The sequence below is a fragment of the Paenibacillus sp. D51F genome, assembly GCF_053345695.1.
On record NZ_JBKFAO010000001.1, the window covers coordinates 199642 to 218945 of the forward strand.

The 19304-nt window shown below is 62.0% G+C and carries 13 protein-coding genes; 3 read left to right on the top strand and 10 right to left on the bottom strand.

Going from position 1 to position 19304, the window contains the following annotated elements:
• Positions 1 to 280: 280 nt before the first annotated feature.
• A complete protein-coding gene (locus ACLBWT_RS00965) occupies positions 281 to 757 on the bottom strand; it encodes a hypothetical protein (RefSeq protein ID WP_447661246.1) in 477 nt (158 codons plus the stop codon).
• Positions 754 to 2007: a DNA polymerase IV gene (locus tag ACLBWT_RS00970; RefSeq protein ID WP_447661247.1), complete on the bottom strand. Its 1254-nt coding sequence runs from the start codon at positions 2005 to 2007 to the stop codon at positions 754 to 756. The genes ACLBWT_RS00965 and ACLBWT_RS00970 overlap by 4 nt, the downstream gene beginning before the upstream one ends.
• 354 nt (positions 2008 to 2361) lie before the next feature.
• Between ACLBWT_RS00970 and ACLBWT_RS00975 the strand changes: the two genes are divergently transcribed.
• Positions 2362 to 4287: a glycoside hydrolase family 13 protein gene (locus ACLBWT_RS00975; RefSeq protein ID WP_447661248.1), complete on the top strand. Its 1926-nt coding sequence runs from the start codon at positions 2362 to 2364 to the stop codon at positions 4285 to 4287.
• Positions 4288 to 4636: 349 nt separating this feature from the next.
• Here the strand turns inward: ACLBWT_RS00975 and ACLBWT_RS00980 are convergent, their stop codons facing one another.
• The 6 genes from ACLBWT_RS00980 to ACLBWT_RS01005 form a co-directional block, all read right to left on the bottom strand.
• Complete coding sequence (locus ACLBWT_RS00980) at positions 4637 to 5152, bottom strand: hypothetical protein (RefSeq protein WP_447661249.1); 516 nt, start codon at positions 5150 to 5152, stop codon at positions 4637 to 4639.
• A 256-nt stretch (positions 5153 to 5408) separates the two neighbouring features.
• A complete protein-coding gene (locus ACLBWT_RS00985; protein ID WP_447661250.1) occupies positions 5409 to 5780 on the bottom strand; it encodes a hypothetical protein in 372 nt (123 codons plus the stop codon).
• Positions 5781 to 5926: 146 nt separating this feature from the next.
• Entirely contained in the window at positions 5927 to 8353 is a 2427-nt protein-coding gene (locus tag ACLBWT_RS00990; RefSeq protein WP_447661251.1) for a hypothetical protein, read from the bottom strand.
• Positions 8354 to 8412: 59 nt separating this feature from the next.
• On the bottom strand, positions 8413 to 10074 hold the full coding sequence (locus ACLBWT_RS00995; RefSeq protein ID WP_447661252.1) for an extracellular solute-binding protein: 1662 nt from the start codon (positions 10072 to 10074) through the stop codon (positions 8413 to 8415).
• 91 nt (positions 10075 to 10165) lie between these two features.
• Positions 10166 to 11062, bottom strand: a complete 897-nt coding sequence (locus ACLBWT_RS01000) for a carbohydrate ABC transporter permease (RefSeq protein ID WP_076355171.1) — start codon at positions 11060 to 11062, stop codon at positions 10166 to 10168.
• 20 nt (positions 11063 to 11082) lie between these two features.
• Positions 11083 to 12000, bottom strand: a complete 918-nt coding sequence (locus ACLBWT_RS01005) for an ABC transporter permease (RefSeq protein WP_447661253.1) — start codon at positions 11998 to 12000, stop codon at positions 11083 to 11085.
• Here ACLBWT_RS01005 and ACLBWT_RS01010 point away from each other — a divergent pair.
• A complete protein-coding gene (locus ACLBWT_RS01010) occupies positions 11999 to 12193 on the top strand; it encodes a hypothetical protein (protein ID WP_447661254.1) in 195 nt (64 codons plus the stop codon). The two genes, ACLBWT_RS01005 and ACLBWT_RS01010, sit on opposite strands and share 2 nt — an antisense overlap.
• Here ACLBWT_RS01010 and ACLBWT_RS01015 read toward each other — a convergent pair.
• Both ACLBWT_RS01015 and ACLBWT_RS01020 read right to left on the bottom strand, forming a co-directional pair.
• The gene (locus ACLBWT_RS01015; protein WP_447661255.1) at positions 12171 to 15293 is read right to left on the bottom strand and encodes an alpha-mannosidase; all 3123 of its coding nucleotides are present in this window, start codon (positions 15291 to 15293) and stop codon (positions 12171 to 12173) included. The two genes, ACLBWT_RS01010 and ACLBWT_RS01015, sit on opposite strands and share 23 nt — an antisense overlap.
• A gap of 267 nt (positions 15294 to 15560) precedes the next feature.
• Complete coding sequence (locus tag ACLBWT_RS01020; protein ID WP_447661256.1) at positions 15561 to 16721, bottom strand: GntR family transcriptional regulator; 1161 nt, start codon at positions 16719 to 16721, stop codon at positions 15561 to 15563.
• Positions 16722 to 17068: 347 nt separating this feature from the next.
• On the opposite strand from ACLBWT_RS01020, the gene ACLBWT_RS01025 reads away from it, so the two are divergent.
• On the top strand, positions 17069 to 19159 hold the full coding sequence (locus tag ACLBWT_RS01025; protein ID WP_447661257.1) for a GxGYxYP domain-containing protein: 2091 nt from the start codon (positions 17069 to 17071) through the stop codon (positions 19157 to 19159).
• Positions 19160 to 19304 lie beyond the last annotated feature (145 nt).

Consider the following 19304-nt stretch of genomic DNA (forward strand, 5'->3'; position numbering starts at 1 on the left):
CCAATGGTTATGATATCGGCCTGATGAAAGAGCAAACGGATGGGGCCGGGTGTCGATGCCGCGATTGATTCTGTCGGCGGAATTCATTCAACGAACAAAAACGGTCGTTCATCGGAAACGAACAAGCAATTCGAATCGTTTTCTTCCGCGGGAAGAACAAGTGCGGATTTTGCAAGAGAGCCATCTTGACTCTTATACAAATCAGCCCAACAGCAAGGAGCCGTCTGCCTTAGGCAAACGGCTCCTTGCTCGTATTTTCATTTGCGCGCCTGATTCGGCTTCACTTGGGCGCTCCGCCCTTCAGCAGCTCGCCGATCTCCGTTGTATAACGGGACAGCTGCCAGCTGATCTCCGAGCGCATGACCTCCCGCGTCATGCCGAAGTGCTCCTCGTAGCCCCGGCAATAATAGCGGTGGTACACGACCGAGTTCGACTGCTCCTCCGCGAGGATGCGGATGTTGCGCGCCTTGAGCTCCCGGCGCAGGGCGTACAGGTCGTGCATGATCCGGTCCAGCACCCGGTGGCCCGCCATCCCGTACAGGCGCCGCATCAGATTGGATGAGTTCTCGAGCTCGGACAGGCTCTTCTGGACCATCTTCTCCATATGGGGCAGCAAGATATAGTCCCGGATCATGACGCGCTCCTCCGCCGTCGTCACCTTGGCCTCCCGGGCCGTATGCTGCCCGTCGTACTGCTCCACATGCTCCGTCAGCAGCATCTTGGACTTCCAGCGCTCGTTGCCGTCCAGCTTGCTCATTTGTAATGCCCCCCAATTTGTTCGGCCCGCTCGCGGGCCACGCCGGATTCCAGCAGCGAGGAAGCCCGCATGATGGCATCGGACCCGAACCGCTGCTTGATCCGGTCGATCGTCTTCTCCTTGCTGTACGCCCGGGTACGGTCCTCGAACAGCGTCAGCTGCATGACGCTGTCATCCGTCAGCCCGGAGAGGGAGATGTTCATCCGGCCGACCGGCAGGCCGCTCCAATGCCGGACGAACAGCTCCCGCACCGCCGCGGCGACCTCATGCGTCAGCGAGGTCGGCTGGGGCAGCGTAAGCTGGCGGCTGAACCAGGACGAGCGCTCGCCGTCCGTCTCCATGGCGGCGACCGAGACGACCGAGCCCATGCAGCCATGCCGCCTCGTGCGCTGGCATACCTCCACGACGAGCTCCAGCAGCACGACCTCGATGTCCGGCAGATGGCGGTACAGCCGCCAGCGCAGCGCCTTGCCGTGGCTGACCGACTTGAGCTGATGGCGGATGCCGGTGACGACCGGGCTGGGATCGATCCCTCTCGCCGTCTGCCAATAATAGCCTGCCTGGATGTCGCTCTGCTTGCCCATCTCCAGCCGCATCCGCCGCTTGAACTCCGAGAAGTCCAGCCGCGCGATGTCCCCGATCGTATTCAGCCCCATCCGCGTGAAGTGCCGCGTCATCCGCGAGGCCACCATGAACATCTGGTGCACGGGCAGCGTCCACAGCGTCGACTCCAGCTTGCCGGGGTTCAGCTCGAAGACGCCCTCCGGGCTTTTCTTGGCGTAATTGTCCGTCGCCATCTTGGCGAGAATCTTGGTGGGACCGATGCCGACCCTCGACCAGATGCCCGTGGACAGCTGGATATGGTTCTGGATATTGCGCGCCATCTCGTCCGGCGAGCCGTAGTAGCCTGCCGAGCCGGTGACGTCGAGGAACTGCTCGTCGATGCTGTAAGGCTCCACGAGATCGGTGTACGTCTCGAATATCTTCGTGATGAACAAGGACACTTCGATGTACATGGCCATCCGGGGCCGGATGACGACCAGCTCCGGGCAATGGGCCAGCGCCTCGCCGACCCGCGAGGCCGTCGTCACGCCGCGGGCCTTGGCCATCGGACAGGCGGCCAGCACGATGCCGTTCATCCGGGACGGGTCGCCCACGGCAACCGGCTTGTCGTGATATTCGGGATGCGCCGCCTTCTCTACTGAAGCATAGAACGACTGGCAATCTGCCAGCATGATCACTCTCTCCACCGGGCACCTCCTGTTCTGCGGGAGCGGGCTCGCGGAGACTTTCCCTCTCCCTGTTGTCGAATGTATGTTCGTATATCACTCTAGACGTATTATATACCGAATGTATGTTCCCTATGCAAGGAGAAAAATCATCCAGCTGCCGAAGCCGCGCGGCGGCTGGGAGGACGACGTCCGGCGGCCTTGGGAGGCGGAGGCTCCCGGCCGTTCCAGCCTCGCGCTTCCGCTTGCCGGAATCGCGGCCTCTCCCTTGTTTGGAAGGCGGATCCGGATGGTATTTTATGTGAGAAGCCGGATGTCCGCTTGCCTGTCGAGGCCGGTCTCCGGCGCAACCAGAATGATCAAGGAGAGATGACGATGCTGCGGGAAGCGGTCTATCACCGGCCCAAGCTGAATTGGGCCTATGCGTATGACAGGGAAACAGTGCATCTGCGCCTGCGCACGAAGCGCGGCGACATCGACCGGGTGCAGGCGGTAGCCGGCGACAAGTACGGATGGGAGCAGACCGTAACGGATATCGAGCTGCGCATATTCGCCAGCGACGCCATGTTCGATTACTGGGAAGCGGCGGTCATCCCCGCGTTCCGCCGCCTCCGCTACGCGTTCAGGCTCTATTCCGGCGGTCAGACGCTCTATATGACCGAAGCAGGATTCGTCGAGGAGCTTCCCGACAATCCGCCGGCGCTGTTCGAGTTCCCCTATTTGAACCCCGCGGATGTGTTCGAGCCCCCCGCCTGGGTGAAGGACGCGGTGTTCTACCAGATCTTCCCCGAACGGTTCGCGAACGGCGACCCGTCCCTCAACCCGGAAGGAACGCTGCCCTGGGGAGGGGAGCCTACCGAGGAAAGCTTTTTCGGAGGAGACCTTCAGGGAGTGATGGACCGTCTGGACCATCTGACGGAGCTCGGCGTGAACGCGATTTATTTCACGCCGGTGTTCGAAGCCGAGACCAATCATAAATACGACACGCAGGATTACATGCGGGTCGACCGCCACTTCGGCACCAACGCCAAGCTGAAGGAGCTCGTGGACCTCTGCCATGAGCGAGGGATACGCGTGCTGCTGGACGCCGTCTTCAACCACTGCGGGCAATCGTTCGCGCCGTTCGCGGACGCGCTGGAGAACGGAGAACGCTCCCGTTATGCCGGGTGGTTCCACAGGCGTCCATGGCCGAGCGGCAGCGGCGGGCTCTCTCCTTACGAGACCTACGCTTTCGAGCCGCTCATGCCCAAGCTGAACACGGCCCATCCCGAGGTCAAGAAGTACCTGCTGGAGGTCGCGCGGTACTGGATCGAGGAGATCGGCATCGACGGCTGGCGCCTGGACGTGGCCAACGAGGTCGATCACCAGTTCTGGCGCGAATTCCGCCTGACCGTTAAGGAGGCCAGACCCGATGCGTACATTCTCGGCGAAATCTGGCATGATTCCATGATGTGGCTGCAGGGCGACCAGTTCGACGCCGTCATGAACTACCCGTTTTCCAGCGCCGTGCTGGAATTCTTCGCCCAGGAGGACATCGGGGCTGGCGAATTCGCCGATGCGATCGGCCGCCAGCTGGCCGCCTATCCGCGCCAGGCGACCGAGGCGGCGTTCAATCTGCTCGGCAGCCACGACACGCCGCGCCTGCTGACGATATGCGGCGGCAGCGTCTCCAGGATGAAGCTGGCCGCCCTTTTCCTGCTCGCTTATCCCGGCGCTCCATGCATCTACTACGGCGACGAGGTCGGCCTCGACGGCGATGGAGATCCCGGCTGCCGCAAATGCATGGAATGGGATGCCGGCCGGCAAAACGCGGACCTGCTCGCCTTTTACAAGGCCGCCATCGCCCTGCGCCGCTCCTCTCCCGCGCTGCGGAGCGCCGGACTCCGCTTCCTGCAGGCGGATCCGGGAGAAGGCGCGCTCGCCTACGAGCGCACGGGCGGCGGACAGCGCCTGCTCATCGCGATGAACGCCCGCGGCGAGACGGCGAGCCTGCGGTTCGGCGCGGCGCCTCCGCACGGCAGCGATGCCGCTCAGCCCCTCTCCTTCCGCGGGTTCGGCGAGGAGGGCGAATCCGCGTCTACGAGCCTTTCGCCCGGACAAGCCGTCCGGCCTGAAGCCGCCTCGCCGGCGCTCCCGGCAGCTCCGTCGAGGACCGATTCCGCCGGGCGGAGTCCCGCTTGGAGGACGCTCCTCTCCAGCTTCGAGGAACGCGGTTCCGTCCGGACGGAAGCCGACGGCCTGCTTGCTGTCGAGCTTCCGCCCTATGGCTTTGTCGTCCTCGAGGCAGCGGAGGCCGGTTGAGGAGCGGGCTTCTCCCCGGCTCCGGCGCGGCCGGATGCCGCGGGCATCGATTCCAATGGCGCCGGCAAGGAGCTCGGCGCCATCGAGCGCGCCGGCCATCCGGAGTACAAGAACAAAGCCATCCTCCCGATTGACGGGGAGGAGCGCACCGACGGAAAATAAAATCAAAAAAGATCGCCATCCCTTCCGAAGAAGGAATGGCGATCTTTTCCACTTTTCGGCCAGGCTGCCGAGGAAAGCCTCCAGCGTGCCCTCCGAGACGCTCCGCCTGCCCATGACCCCGGCCTCTTCGGAGCTGCAGGCCAAGCTGGAGCCGCATGTCTGATTCCTGCTTTCACTTCTTCCGGAACTACCGGCGCCCCTCTTCTCCGCCGCAATCGATCACGGTGCTGTACGGATCAGGCTGCTCCGCGCTCCGGAAGGGGACCTTGCGGCCGCCCCAGCGGGTGTTCAGAATGACGAGATGCAGCATGACGAGCCCGATGAAGAAATGATAGGCGTTGGCATAGATCGTATTGGTGTAAATATTCAAAGCTCCGAATTCCGGAATCAAATCCAGATGAGCGGTCTTGCGGCGGATATAAGCCGCGTCGAGCAGGAGCAGGACGATCAGCGCCAATCCTGCCAGCGCATTTTGCGCGGACCGGCCCCGGGTCGCCGCGGCGCTGCCGCGCAGGAGCCGGGCGGTCTGCAGCAGCAGCAAAGGATAGAACAAGAGGACGAAGAAGAGCGGAATCAAGCCCGGATTGCCGTTGCCCGACAGGCCTCTGCCCGGCTCCAGCCTCAATGTGAAGAGATGAACGAACACGACGGCTGCCAGCGCAAGCACGAATACGATTCCGGTCCAAGCCGCTCTTGCTTTCACAGCATCCCCTCCCGCCCTATCATGCCATAAATTTTTCCAGGCGGGTAGACTGCGCATGCCTTCTGCTCCCGCGCCGCTGCCACTGGACTGTACTCAGCCTTCCGGCAATGCGATCATCGCCTTCCGTCTCAGCCAGGAACATAAAACAGGCCCGAGGCGCTCCATAGAGCGAACGGGCCTGTTACGAATATTACTTTCGCCATCCGCCGATCCGAGCCTGGATCCCCCGCAAGGGCTGCTTGGCCTTTGCCGGCGATCAGGCTTTTTCAGTCAAATACTGCAGCGCTTCTTCATAGGAGGACCAATGCGTTTCGGTCGAATGCTGCGATTCCGCAGCCGCGCGGCGCAGCTGAAGCTCGGTGATCTTGCTGGCGACGACGACAGCCGCCGCGCTCAGGCCCGCGGCCTTGATATCGCGTTGATGCTCCACCAGCCGCTCCCTCGCCGCCGGAGTAAACGCCTTCATCTCCCGCATGTCGACGACAAGGCTGAAATCGTCCATGCCCTCGTCCTTCACCATTTGCAGCAGCTCCGAATTGATGGCGTCGACTTCGCCGGGAGCGACGCTGCCGTCCCAGACGAGTTCCAGAATGCGCTTGGCCTTGTGAATGATTTTGACGGAACTCATGATCCATCCACCTCTTGAATGAATTTAATCTACCGACTTCTTTATTAACGGAAGATCCGGCTCAAATTCTTAGGTCTTTTTGCCTATAGAATTAAAAAAAAAACGAAAGCCGCCTTCCCGAGGAAAGGCGGCTTCTCGTCATCCATTCAACTCCATGCCATCGTGATCCGGACGCCGGACGGACGGCCGGGATGCCGCAGAAGCAGCGTGGACGATGCCGAATCGAATACGGTCTCCACGGAGAGCTCATCGGCGGTTCCGGCCGCATCCAGGCCGGATAATCCGGCTGCCGAGCCGGACGCTTCCCCGGATGCTCCGGCGGCAGCCGGCTCAGCCGATACCCGGGCGGGCCTGGCAGGGACCCGCAGCCTTGTGCTCACCAAGATGCCGGCAGGCGACTCCGACACATAGGAGAAGCCGGAGCCCTCCCGGCGTTCGTCCCGGATGCGCGACGAGCTGACGAGCAGTGCCGCCGCGGAGCCGCCGGCCTCGCCGGCATCACGGCCTGCTCCCTCCGGCGCAGAGCCCGCAGCAGCTTCCGGGGAGATCTTCTCTCCGGAGCTTGCTCCGGCATAGCTCAGGTCATAGAGCAGGCAGTCCTCGCCCGGCGCCAGCTCGACCCGCTGCAGAACGGGCAGATCGGCTTCGAACAGATCGATGAAGCAGCCTTGAAGCACCGTCTGCGCGCCCTTCTTCTCCGTCGCCGAGGCGGCAGCCGCTCCATCCGCTTCCGCTTCGTCCAGCGCATGCGCGATCACATACGGGCCGCGCTGGATGCGCAGAACGCCGCTTTCCCTGTACTCATCCGCTTCTCCGCGCAGCTCCAGCGCGCGCCGGATAGAGGCGAGCACCTTCTCTGCCCCTTCCGGGGAACGGGACAGCTCGGCGGGATGGCGGTTCAGATGCAGTACCGCTCCATCCCCGACGGCATGCTCGCCTTCCTCCGGGTTTCGTCCGAGCCCCATCGATTCGAACAGATGCTCCTCCGGACGCTGATATACCCGGCTGCCTGCGCCGCGGTTCCACCATTCGCTGACGCCGTGATAGGGATCCGAGCCGTCGCCGACGTAGATCAGCACGCCGCCCTCGCGAACCCACTGGCCAAGCGCCTGATGGATGCCGGGATGCTCCGGCTTCATGAACTCGTAGCTGAGCAGCAGCACGCGATAGCCCTCCAGATAACCGGGGAAGGTCAGCATGTTGTCCAGCTGGACAGGGCGAAGAGGAATGCCCTTCTTCACCGGCGGCAGCGCCAGCCCGTAGAACGCCGACCAGTCGAGCAGCTCCTGCTGCCGCTCCGTCAGGCCGCCTGCCGCTGCGGTGCCGTCATAGTTGAACCCCTCTTCTTCTTCCCCCTCCGCCAGAACGTCTCCGCGCTGGTACATGGCCGAGTTGGCGAGGCAAAGCCCGATGCCGCCCGGCCGCGCAGCCTCTCCGCCGGCAGCCCCGGAAACTTCCTCATGGTTATGCATGTCGCGCAGCATATTCATGACCGTCAGCAGAACGGTGGCGTACCCGCCGGGAATCGTCTCCTTGCCCTTCCCGTCCTCGGTCGGGTAGGGAAGCTCGAACACCCGCCAAGGCCAAGGACAGACCTCGTACCGGCTGACCCCGGGATGCAGCAGCGATGCGGCTACCGTCGCCCGGTAATTGCGGCGGTAGTCGCTCCAGCTGTAGCGCGGGTTGTCCTCGATCGGATCATGCAGGAACCACATCTCCCGTCCCGTCCCGCGCGTAAGCTCCTGCATGATGCCGTACTCCAGGTACGCCGTCTCGAACGTCCGCTCGCGGCGGACTCCCTTGTAGACGTTGGCCGTGCGCGCCGTTCCGGTCCAGATCTGGGCGATGAAGCCGTCGCAGGCCGGCATCGAAACGAGCAGCGCCTCGGGGCTGACGATCCGCCACTGCGTGTAGTTGATCAGGCTGTGCGTCGGCACGTAGAACCGGACCCTTCGTCCATAGGCGACGAGGGAGTATTCCTTCATTTCGCTGCAGATCCGGTCGAGAGCGCGGTAATACATCGCCGCCTTCAGCTTGGAGGCCCGGTATTGGGCATCCGGCGAGGAATGCGGCTCCTGCCACTGCGTTCCGTAATAGTTCAGCCACTCCCGCTTGAACGCCTCCTCGTAGCCCGCCTGCGCCCAGAACTCCGGCTCCTCCAGATGGATCGCCTCGACGCCGCAGTCGATCGCCTTCTTGATATGCGCGGCCAGGTAATCGGCGAACGAGATCGTCGGCACCATGTACGGCACATCCTTGCCATGCAGCAGATGGCCGCCGGAGCGCTCCGTCTGCGCTTCATCCCAATGCTCCCGGCCGTCGAAGCGGCCGTACAGATAATCCTGGTACTCTCCCCAAGAGACGCCGGTCATGAGATGGATGCTGTAGCCGGCTTTCTTCCACCCTTCGATTCGCCTCGGCAGATCCTCCGAGATGCCGTACACCATGACGAAATCGGTACGCAGATCGTACTTCGGCCCGTAGGGACGGGATTCCTGGAATCCCGTCCATTCCTGCCTTTCCTGCCCGTTCCGGTTCAAATTCGTCCGTCCCCTTTCCAGCTGCGGTTTCATGCTCGCCCGCAGCCTTTCCCGTACGGCTCCGGCTTCCCCGCATCCTTGCGGACTCAGGGTCAGTTCGGCATTCCCAGCGTGACGACTTCCTTGCCCTTCAGGTTGTCGTTCACGTACTTGATTGCATCCGGATACCCGGTCTTGTTCATCTGGTCGCGCAGCGCGCCGATGACCTTGAGCGCCGCATCGTCGGACTTGGCGAAGATCGCTTCCTTCCATACGTCCCCGATCTTATCCATGGACGGCTTGAGCGCCTCCCACTGCGGCGACTTGGCCATGACATCGCCGGGGTTGTAGGCCGAGATGACCGAGATGCCGTTCGGGCGCAGAATCTTGCGCGCGTTGTCCATCTTGGCGATCCGGTCCTGATCTGCCCAGATGTCGCCTCCAAGAGAATTCAAGCGGTCCTGGCCGGTCATATCCTCATAGCCGATGCTGAAGCCTTCGTTCTTCTTGGCCTTGCCCGTCGTATCGCTCGCGAACTTGTCGAAGAACTCCTTTTTGGCGACGGGCTTGCCGTCCACCATATCGTAATGGACGCCCTCAACGCCGTAGCGGACCAGCTTGAAGCCTTCGTCCGACGCGAGGAAATCGAGCAGCTTCAGCGCGGCGTCCACGTTTTTGCATGCCTTCGTGATGACGGTCACGTTGTTGCCCTGGATGCCGAGATCGACCGGCCGGTCCGGCTCGGCGCCGGCGCGCTCCAGCGGGCCTACCGGCACGTAGTCGCTTCCCGGATGCGATTTCACATAATCCTTGGAAGCATCGATGATCGCCGGCAGATGCGCGGCCAGGACGGCGATGCGGCCCTGCTTGATCTTCTCCTGCGCGATCGGGTCGGTCTGCGTGAACGTCTCCGGATCGAGCAGCCCTTCCGAGATGAGCTTGCGGTAGTAAAGCGTGTAATCCTCGTAGGGCTTGGTGAAGAAGACATGCTCAAGCGTGCCGTCGCCCTTGTCGACGTAGTCGGAACCGTAGAACATCGTATTGCCGATGCCGACGGCCCAGCCGTTGGAGAAGCCGCCAAGCGGGAAGACCGGCATGCCGCTCTCCTTCAGTCCCGCGTCCTTGATCTTTTTGAGGAAATTGTACATGTCGTCTTTCGTCTTGACCGACTGAGGATCGATTCCGATCTTCTCCGCGATGTCCTTGCGCACATAGAAGCCGTAGAGCCAATCCATGGCGTCCTTGTCCGTGGACGGCTGGTTCTGGTACATCATGAACTTTTTGTCGCCGAACGCCCCGATCGCCTTGTCGTAGAGAGCCGGGGGCACGTTTTCCTTGGCGATCGCCTTGGCGAGGTTCGGGTACTGGTCCAGCTTGCCGGAGATGTCGACGAGCTGATCCTCCTTGGCCGCCTTGATGATTCCGTCCAGCTCTCCGCCCCAGGCCGGTCCCGTGTAGATGTCCGGCAGATCCTGCGTCGCGAAGATCTGGTTCACCTTCTCGACCTCGCTGCCCTTGGTGTAATCCATCTGCACCTTGACGCCGGTCTTCTCCTCGATCGCCTTGGCGACAGGAGTCAAGTCTACATCCCCGGCGCCGGAGCCGTTCCAGTTGTGCAAAATCTTCAGCGTCACTTCCTTGCCCGTGCCGCCGTCCCCGCCGCCATTTCCCGCTCCCGCATCGTTGCCTCCGCCGTTGCTGCAGCCGATGAGCGTGCCGCCCATCATCGCCGCGGCGAGCAGCGCCGCCGCAGCCTTGGTCCGCTTGTTCCTCATGGTAACCCCTCCGATATTCGTAAGTGGTATATGATAAAGTCCCTTCGCAGCCGCCGGCCGAAAGCCCGCCGACGACCGCAGGACGTTTACCCTAGCCTTTGACCGAGCCCATCATGACGCCCTTGACGAAGTATTTCTGCAGGAACGGATAGATGCACAGGATCGGAAACACAGTGATGACCAGCAGCGCCATCCGCAGCGATTCCGGCGTCGCTCCCGCCACGTTGACGTTCATCGTCTGGCCGCCCTGCTGGGCCGCCCGCTGCATGGAGGATGACAGCGCTTCCGCTTCGGTGAGCATCTGCTGAAGCAGCGTCTGGACGGGAATGAGGCTCTTGTCGGAGACGTAGTAAGCCCCGCTGAACCAGTCGTTCCAGTGGGAGACGCCGATGAAGAGCGAGATCGTCGCCAGCACCGGCCCCGACAGAGGGAGAATGATCCTCAGGAAAATCTGGAAATCGCCGTAGCCGTCGATGCGGGCCGATTCCTCCAGCTCCTCCGGAATTCCTTGCAGGAACGTGCGGATGATGACGATGTGGAAGAAGCTGAACAGCATCGGAATGACATAAACCCAGAAGCTGTTGATGAGATGAAGCTTCTGGAGCGTGATGAAGTAGGGAATGAAGCCCGCGCTGAAGATGGTCGGCAGGAAAATATAGAAGGTGAAGAACGTCCGGCCGGGCAGCGTCTTCTTGGACAGCGCGTAGGCCATCAGCGTGCACAGCGTCACATGCAGGAACGTGCCGAGCAGCGTCCGCAGCAGCGTGATCTTGTAGGCCTGCCAGATCTTGGCGTTGTCGAAGATCTGCGCGTAGTTGTCGAGCGTGAACTGGCGGGGGTAGAAGTAGAGCGCCCCCATCATGGAATCTTTGCCGTCGTTCAGCGAGTAGACGAGGATATAGATGAACGGGTAGATCATCGACAGCCCGAACAGCGTCAGGACGGTGTAATTGAACACGCTGAAGAGGGAGAATTTGCGCCTTCCCATGAATGGAGCCTCCTTTCGGATTAGAAAAGGGATACGTCGCTGACCTTGCGGGCGATCCGGTTGACGGTCAGGATCAGCACGAGCGCGATGAAGCTCTGGAACAGGCCGACTGCGGCCGCATAGCTGAGCCGCCCTTCGCCGATGCCGGAGCTGATGACATGCACGTCGAGCACGCTGCCGATGGCGGCGGTGGCCGGCCCGTTCAGCAGCAGCAGCTGCTCGTAGCCCGCGCTCATGAGGCTGCCGGTGGCGAGGATGAACAGGATGACCGCGATGTTGCGGACGCCCGGCAGCGTGACATGCCAGATCTGGCGGAACCGGCCCGCGCCGTCGATCTTCGCCGCCTCGTACAGCTGCTGGTCGATGCCGGCGATGGCGGCCATGTAGATGATGGAGTTCCACCCGATGTTCTTCCAGACGTCGGAGCCGACGATGATCTGGTAGAACCAGGTGGTGTTGTTGAGGAACTGGACAGGGTCCTTCAAGGCGCCGGAGGAGAGGAGCAGATCGTTGACCGGACCGCCGTACGGAGTGAGCAGGCGCTGCATGAGCGTCACGACGACGACCCAGGAGACGAAGTAAGGCAAGTAAGAAAGCGTTTGCAAAGTTTTCTTGAATTTAAGGATCCGAACCTCGTTGAGCAGAATGGCCAGCAGGATCGGCATCGCGAATCCGATCAGCAGCTTGAGGCCGCTGATGAGCAGCGTGTTGCGGATGAGCTGGCTGGACTGGTAATAATCGAAAAATTGATGGAAGTATTTCAGGCCGGCCCACGGGCTGCCGGTAAAGCCGCCGGAAAACCGGAAATCGCGGAAGGCGACTTGAATGCCGTAGAGGGGAACGTAGGAGAACAGGAAAAACCAGACGATGCCGGGCAGCATGAACAGATAGAACAGCTTGTGCCGCCAGATCCGCTTCAGCAGCGGGTTAGCCATCATGGGATTCAACCTCCTTGTCGGTTGTGGAACGGCCGGATCGGACGGCGCCCGCTGTCGTTCGGCAGGCGCCGCGTCTCCGGATGAATCGGTCCGCAAAGGCAAAGCCGCGGCTTCGCAGAACGGCGGTCAAATAATCGGCGGCCAGCCGAAAGGCGCGGTCGGCCGGACGGTTACGGCTGGAGAGACAGCTTGAGCGTCTTGACCTCGAACGGATCGAAGGCAAGCTCGACCGCTCCGCCGGTTATTTCCAGCGGGTGCTGCTTCTGCTCCATCAGATCGGCCAGCCACGCTTCCGAGAGAGCGAAGCCCGCTTGCAGCGTAGTCCTCAGCCGAGTGCCGGCCGTCTCGTACAGCCGGACGACGAGATCTCCGTCATCCTCGGCGCGCTTCACCGCCTCCACCATCACGTGCGGATGGTCCGGCAGCAGGAACGAGCGTCCCTCCTGCCAGCCGGATGCCGCTCCCGCCGAAGGCCCATCCGCCGCTGCCGCTGTCTCGGCTGCGGCGGCGCCTGCGGACACCGCCGCAGCTTGCACCGTTGTCAGCTCGGCACCGTCCTGAGAGGACCGGACGGACGGCGATGCCGCAGCCACAGTCCGCAGAGGCACGTTCAGCTCGTAGCCGCGCCGGTAGATGCCCGCCTGGACATGGTCGCCGGAATGCGGATACAGGGAATAGGTGAACTCATGCTCGGCCCTGTCGGCTTCCGGATCGGGATAGGACGGACTGCGCAGCAGGTTGAGATCCAGCTCGCCGCCCTCGGCGCGGTGGCCGTACTTGCAGTCGTTGAGCAGCGCCACGCCGTAATCGGGCTCGGACAGATCCGCGTAGTGATGGGCGCAGATCTCGTCCTTGGCGTAATCCCACATCGTGTTGCGATGCGTCGGCCGCTTGAGATAGCCGAACTGGATGTCGCAGCTGACGGAATCGCAGCGGATGCCGAGCGGGAACGACGTGCGGAGCATCTTGCCCGATTCCTTCCAGTCGACCTTCGTCTCGAAGTCGATCCGGCGGCTGCCGTCCGTCAGCATCACCCGCTGGAGAAGGGTCGAGCTGCCGAAAGCATACCGCATGATCAGGCCGGCCTTCGGCCCGTCGGCGAACGCTTCGATCTCCTCAAGCCGCAGCGCCATTCCTCCTGCAGCCCGGTAATCCTGGCGGAAGTCCCAGGCGTCTCCGTCATCGGAGTAGACGCGCAGCGCGTTGGCGCCCCGTCCCGGCTGCACGAGCTCGCGGCCGGCTTCCTTGTCGACGATGGAGACCATGCCGCCCTCCGCATCGAAGGCCAGCGCCAGCAGCCCGTTCTCGATGACCCGGCTCTCGGCCGAAGCCCGCAGGTCAGGGAAGCCGGCGGCATCTTCCGCCCCGGAAGCGGCTCCCTCCACCGAGACGAAGCCCATCGCAGGCACGCGCACGAGCTGCCAGCGGCCGTCCAGCCGGAGCCATTCCTCCCGCTCCCAAGGGAGCGAGTTGAAGACGGCCGTGCCGGATGCGCCGCCGGATGCGCTGGCGTAAGCCGCCTCTGTCATTCGTTCCGTTTTGTCCAGAAGCACGGCGTACCGTTCCAACGATTCGTCGTAGACCCGCTTGATCGAGGAGCCCGGCAGAATATCGTGGAATTGATAGAGAAGCACTTCCTTCCAGATCTCCTCCAGCTCCCGGGCCGGATACGGACTGCCGTCCGCCATCTCGGCGAGCACGGCGGCGAATTCCAGCTCGCGCAGCGCCTTCTCCAGCTTGCGGTTGTAGCGCTTGCTCCGGCCCTGGCTCGTCAGCGTCCCCTGATGCTTCTCCAGGTACAGCTCTCCGCGCCACGTCTCGTAACGCTCCGAGCCCTCGGCGAGCCGCTCGAAAAAGCGCGAGGACGGCTCCTGCTCGACCGGGCTCAGCCCGAGCAGATCCTGCTCCCGGGCGAGCCGCTCGAGATGCTCTTCTCCAGGCCCCCCGCCGCCGTCGCCGATGCCGAACAGCATGAGCGCGCGGTCGGATATGCCTTTGTCCAAATACTCCTGCTCCGCCTTCACGATCGAGCGCGGCGCCGCCGGGCTGTTGTACGTATCCTCGGGAGGCATATGCGTCAGCACCTGCGAGCCGTCGATCCCCTCCCACAGGAACGTGTGGTGCGGATGGCGGTTGTACACGCTCCAGCTCAGCTTCTGCGTCATCATGTAATCGACGCCGGCTTTCTTCAGCAGCTGCGGCAGGCTGGCCGTGTAGCCGAACACATCCGGCATCCAGAGCGACTTCATCTCCTGGCCGAACTCCTGCTGGAAATACCGCTTGCCGTAGAGCAGCTGGCGCACGAGCGATTCTCCGCCCGGAACGTTCGTGTCCGACTCGACCCACATCGCGCCCTGCGGCTCCCAGCGGCCCTCAGCTACGCGTTCCTTGATCCGTCCGTACAGCTTCGGATAATGGATCTTCATCCACTCGTACAGCTGCGGCTGGCTCGCTCCGAACACATAATCCGGATAGCGCTCCATCATGGACAGCGCCGTCGAGAACGTCCGGGCTCCCTTGCGGATCGTCTCCCGGATCGGCCAGAGCCACGCCAGATCGATATGCGCATGGCCGACGGCGCTGATCGTCAGCACGGGATCGCCGCCGCGCTTGGCGAGCTGCTCGCCGAGCAGGCTCCGCGCCTGCGCGATCTCCTCGTCCGTCAAGCCCGCGAGCCGATGCGAGGCGTCATGCAGCGTGCGGAATATCCGCTCCTTGCGAGCGGAGCCGGCAGGCAGGCGCTCCGCCGTCTCCAGCAGCACCTCGAAATCGTAGTACAGCTGCCGCAGCTCCTCCCGGCAGACGGCGACGACCGCTTCCTTGAGCGTGCCGCTGCGGTAGCGGCCGAACAGGTCGTTGCAGCCCGCATCGCCCCACAGGTCGATGGCTTCCGTTCCGCTGCAGCGCTCGCTCACATGCACGACCCGCTTGCCGGGCAAGCCGAGCGAAAGGTCGAACTCAGAATTGATGTTGGTCAGTCCCTGGACCGGCGACCCGTCCTCGTCCACCAGGCAAAGCTCGCCGTTCACGTCGATGAGCAGCACGACTTTCCCGCCCTTGGCCGACTCCGGCACGGAACCGGAGAAATGGAACCAGGCGCAGTCCCACAGCTCTCCCCAGCGCTCTCCCGGCTGAAGCTGGACGAGCCGGCCCGACCGGCGCTCCTCGTACGGCACCGGCTCGGGCGTTATCCAAGCCGATACGGCAAGCTCGGCGACCGGCTCGTATATGCTCGCCTGCAGGCGTCCCAGCACGCCTCTCAATTGTTCAGGCCGGATGACTTCGTATGGCATGCTTTAACCGACTCCTTTATGCAGACTTAGCCTCTAGTTCTTTCCCCAAGCTCAAACCAACTATAATATATCTATTGTATATGTTCAATATGTTTTTAGAAATTAAAGGAATAAAAAAAACCGGTCCCTTGAAGGAACCGGAATCTGCAAAGCAGCGCAATCAAAAAACGGCTCCGCCGCCTTGAAGGCGAGGAGCCGTCTGCAGGGAGCGCGCGGCATGCGTCGGAACATGCATCGGAACGGTCCATGGTAAAACGTCCGGCATCCCTAAAGCGGCGGGCCCGATGTCTGGCGGATGACGAGCTCGGGCTCCAGCAGCGTTTTCGTGTAGCCGCCTCCCGCCTCGCCCTTGCGGATGACCTCCAGCAGCTTATCCGCCGCCCGGCTGCCCATATCGAATTCGAACTGCCGGATATGCGTGAACATGCTGAATTCCTCCACGATCGAGGTCGGATCGTCGAAGCTGACGATCGACAGATCCTCCGGCACGCGCAGCCCCGCCTGCAGGGCCATCTGGTAGATCTGCACCGCGAGCCGCCCGTTCAGCGTGATATAAGCGGTCGCCATCCGGTTGCGGATATACCGGAACAACGGATGTGTCTCCGCTTTTTTGAGGCTTTCTACCCGGAAACCGGTAATCATATGGGCGGGATTGATAAGCGCCCCTTTGTTTTTCAGCTCGTTCATATAGCCTTCGAGACGCTCCTGGACCGTAACGGTCTGCATCGGCGAGTCGGAGCAGATGGCGATCTCGCGATGCCCGAGCTCCCATAGATGGTCCACCGCCAGACTCGTGCCCATCCTTCCGTCGGCGGCGATGTAATTCGTCTCCACCCCGGGCAGATAGCGGTCGATCAGAACGAACGGAAATCCGGAGAACTTCATCGCGAGAATCTCTTCATTGTACTGTTCCTCGTCCACGGGAAAGATCAGCAGCCCCTCGGCCCCGATTTCCTTCAGCGTCTTGATCGCTTCCTTCTCCTTGTCCACCTGGCCACCGGAGAGCAGGATCACGCTCCGGTAGCCCTTGTCCTCGAGCGCCATGCGCACGCCGTCGATAAGCCGGATGGCGAAATAGTCGTCGATGGAAGGCATGACGAGGCCGATCAGGCCCGTCCGGCGGCCGCCGGCACCCCGCTCCGGAGCCGGTGCGGCTGCGCCCGGCTGCAGCGGCGCGGCATCCGCGGCGCTCTCTTCCGGCGACCGGCTGCTCACGAAGCTGCCGCGTCCGGGCACCCGGGTGATCAGCTTCTCGTTGGCCAAGCCGGACAAGGCATTGACGACCGTGATCTTGCTCACGTTGAACCGGTCCATCAGCTCTTTTTCCGTCGGGATCCGGTCGCCTTCCTTCAGCTCGTTCGAATCGATAAGATCACGGATGTAATCCTGAATTTTCTGATACAGCGGAGTTCGATCTGTCGAGCTCATTTTCCATCACCAGTTTCGGTTCGATATTTGTATATATAATATATTCTTGCTTATCGTTGCGCAACCGTTTTCCTTTCCTCCTTCCTGGGTACAGAGCCGCAAGTTCCTCTCCAGCCCTTTGCTTCGCTGGAACTAAACCTCAGCCTTTCGGAGCATTTTCCGAACAATCTTTGTCGAAGATCTTGAATTATATATGTATAATATATTTAATATAAATGCAAGCGCATTCAAATCGCTGACGCGTTTCGCCACTCCCTCTCAAGGAGGTGAGCCTCGGGAGCGCAGGGACCGATCTCCCGAACAAGGCTTGGAAAGCAACCTATTCTGATCAAAAGAGGTGTTTCGTGATGATTCGAAAGCTTGCGGCAGCCAGTCTTGCGCTGGCCTGCACATTGTCTTTCTCCTTCGCCGTTTCCGCCGAGCCGGATGCTCGGAAGGAGGATCGCTCCCCGTCCGGTTCCATTTCCTGGCCCCAGCAGCAGCAGCTCCCCAGCTTCGCCAAGGCCAGGCAGCTTGAAGTGGCGGATATCTATGACGCTCCCGGCGATGTGAAGCTGCTTCTGGCCACGCTCCAGGGCCTCGTCAACCGCAGCGAGCCGCGCATTTATTTGCTCGAGAGCAAGGAAGAAGGCAAGTTCGCCTGGCTGAACGATCTCGACGTCCCCTACAAAGTCCGCGACAACGAATGGTCGCTGCTGGACAAGTTCAAAAGCGAGGTCAAGGGCATTATCGTTTATGACCCTGAAGTACCCGATTCCATCAACGTGGCGACCACCCTGGCGGGAATCAAGGATGCGGTCGTCGCGAGCCCCGAGCTGGCTAAAAAGCTGACGGCTTCTCCTTATTCCTTCAAGGTGCTCGACGATCTGCAGGGGCGCTTCAAGGACCGGCTCGATGCTTACACCTGGCAGTACGAGCAGCTATGGAGCCAGACGACCCATCGGATGCTGGTCGGCCTCAGTCCCGATACGTCCATCCGCCTGCCGTCCACCGGCATCCCAGCCTCGTACAAGACGGTCGCGCAGGAGACGTCGCAGGAGCGGGACGCGGGCAACCGCAAGGTATATGACCTCGACCTGTCGCCTTTCCTCGGCCAGCAATCGGTCTATCTCCGCTTCGACGACGCCTTCCCCGAGGACGGCTGGGGTCCGGCCGTGCACGAGGTCACCGTCAAGGCCGACGGGCAGACGATCGCGAGCTTCGTTCCCGGCACTCCCGAGGAGGAGCCGTTCCTGTACGACGCCCAGAGCTCCCAGGTATCGGCCGGCAGCGGCGGCCACCGCTTCGCCGACAACGGACGTTATTTCGTCTACCGCTTCACGCCTCCGGCAGGCGCCAAGCAATTGACGACATCCATCGAGATGTGGAACCAGTTCAAGGTCAGCGCCGGCAGCGAGCAGCCGGCATCCTCGGAGCAGAAGGAGCCTTACGGCTACCTGCGCGACTACGCCGTCGCGAACAAGGCGATGGTATTCTGGCTCGACTCCAACGTGCCGGCGCAGCGGGAGCTGTTCGAGCGCATCCTGTCGGATGTGCAGCCCGGCACCCCTTATCTCGGCTGGTTCAGCAACGATACCGTCGGTGAATTCAGCTCCGTGGAGATCACCTCCCGGCATAGCGTGTACGTGCTTGCCGCCGACTGGTTCAGCAACATGACCGTATTCTCGGGCGGCAGATCGGCGGCGGCGCCGCTCAAGGCGGCCAAAGCCCCGAAACTGCAGAACAAAATCTACGTCACCTATACGTTCAGCGAAGGCGACAACTTCCAGTACAACCAGCATCGGATGCGCGTCCTGTGGGATGATCCTTCACGCGGCAAGGTGCCGCTCAACTGGACGTCCAGCCCGCTGCTGTACGACGGCGCTCCGGCCATTCTGGACTACTACCTGAAGACGGCGACGCCAAGCGACCAGCTCATCTCCGGACCTTCCGGAGCCGGCTACTTCTACGCGAACGCCTGGCCGGACAGCACCTTCCCGTCCTATTTGAAGGCAACCTATCCATACCTGAAAAAAACCGGCATGACGATCCCGTATGTGCTGAACCGCATCGACAGCGAAAACGTTCCACTCAGCGACGCGAAGGCCAACGCCTATGCCGACGAGTATCACGCCCCCGGCCTGTTCCTCAGCTGGGAGGATCGCTATGGTGTCGAGCTGGCGAAGAACAAGCTGCCGATCTCCACGATCCAGGGCATCGGCACGGTCAAGGATGGCCAGCGCGTCCTGGCGGAAGCCAAGGCGAAGTGGGACGGCAAGTCGCCTCTCTTCATCTCGCTCGGCCTGCTCGCCTGGAACATGACCCCGACGGACGTCGCCGCCTTGAACGGCTCTCTCGGGCCTGAATTCGAAGCCGTCCGGGCGGATCAGTATTTCTCGCTTGTCCGCGAGGCGAACGGGCTGCGGCCGTTGTCCGGCACGTCGGAGCAGGAGCAGTAGGAGCAATAGGCGGAATAGGAGCAATAGGAGAAGCTTGGACTGTGCGCTTCAAGCTCCATGAGAACCGTCTCGGATCTAGAACGATCATTTGGCAACCAGAAAAAAGCCTTTGTCCCCGACAAAGGCTTTTTTTCGCGCCCCATGC

Bases quoted from the DNA above. Each gene is read 5' to 3' on its own strand.
- ACLBWT_RS00965 (WP_447661246.1), bottom strand. From the start codon at position 757: ATGAGCAAGCTGGACGGCAACGAGCGCTGGAAGTCCAAGATGCTGCTG.
- ACLBWT_RS00975 (WP_447661248.1), top strand. From the start codon at position 2,362: ATGCTGCGGGAAGCGGTCTATCACCGGCCCAAGCTGAATTGGGCCTAT.
- ACLBWT_RS00985 (WP_447661250.1), bottom strand. From the start codon at position 5,780: ATGAGTTCCGTCAAAATCATTCACAAGGCCAAGCGCATTCTGGAACTC.
- ACLBWT_RS00990 (WP_447661251.1), bottom strand. From the start codon at position 8,353: ATGAAACCGCAGCTGGAAAGGGGACGGACGAATTTGAACCGGAACGGG.
- ACLBWT_RS00995 (WP_447661252.1), bottom strand. From the start codon at position 10,074: ATGAGGAACAAGCGGACCAAGGCTGCGGCGGCGCTGCTCGCCGCGGCG.
- ACLBWT_RS01000 (WP_076355171.1), bottom strand. From the start codon at position 11,062: ATGGGAAGGCGCAAATTCTCCCTCTTCAGCGTGTTCAATTACACCGTC.
- ACLBWT_RS01010 (WP_447661254.1), top strand. From the start codon at position 11,999: ATGGGATTCAACCTCCTTGTCGGTTGTGGAACGGCCGGATCGGACGGC.
- ACLBWT_RS01005 (WP_447661253.1), bottom strand. From the start codon at position 12,000: ATGATGGCTAACCCGCTGCTGAAGCGGATCTGGCGGCACAAGCTGTTC.
- ACLBWT_RS01015 (WP_447661255.1), bottom strand. From the start codon at position 15,293: ATGCCATACGAAGTCATCCGGCCTGAACAATTGAGAGGCGTGCTGGGA.
- ACLBWT_RS01020 (WP_447661256.1), bottom strand. From the start codon at position 16,721: ATGAGCTCGACAGATCGAACTCCGCTGTATCAGAAAATTCAGGATTAC.
- ACLBWT_RS01025 (WP_447661257.1), top strand. From the start codon at position 17,069: ATGATTCGAAAGCTTGCGGCAGCCAGTCTTGCGCTGGCCTGCACATTG.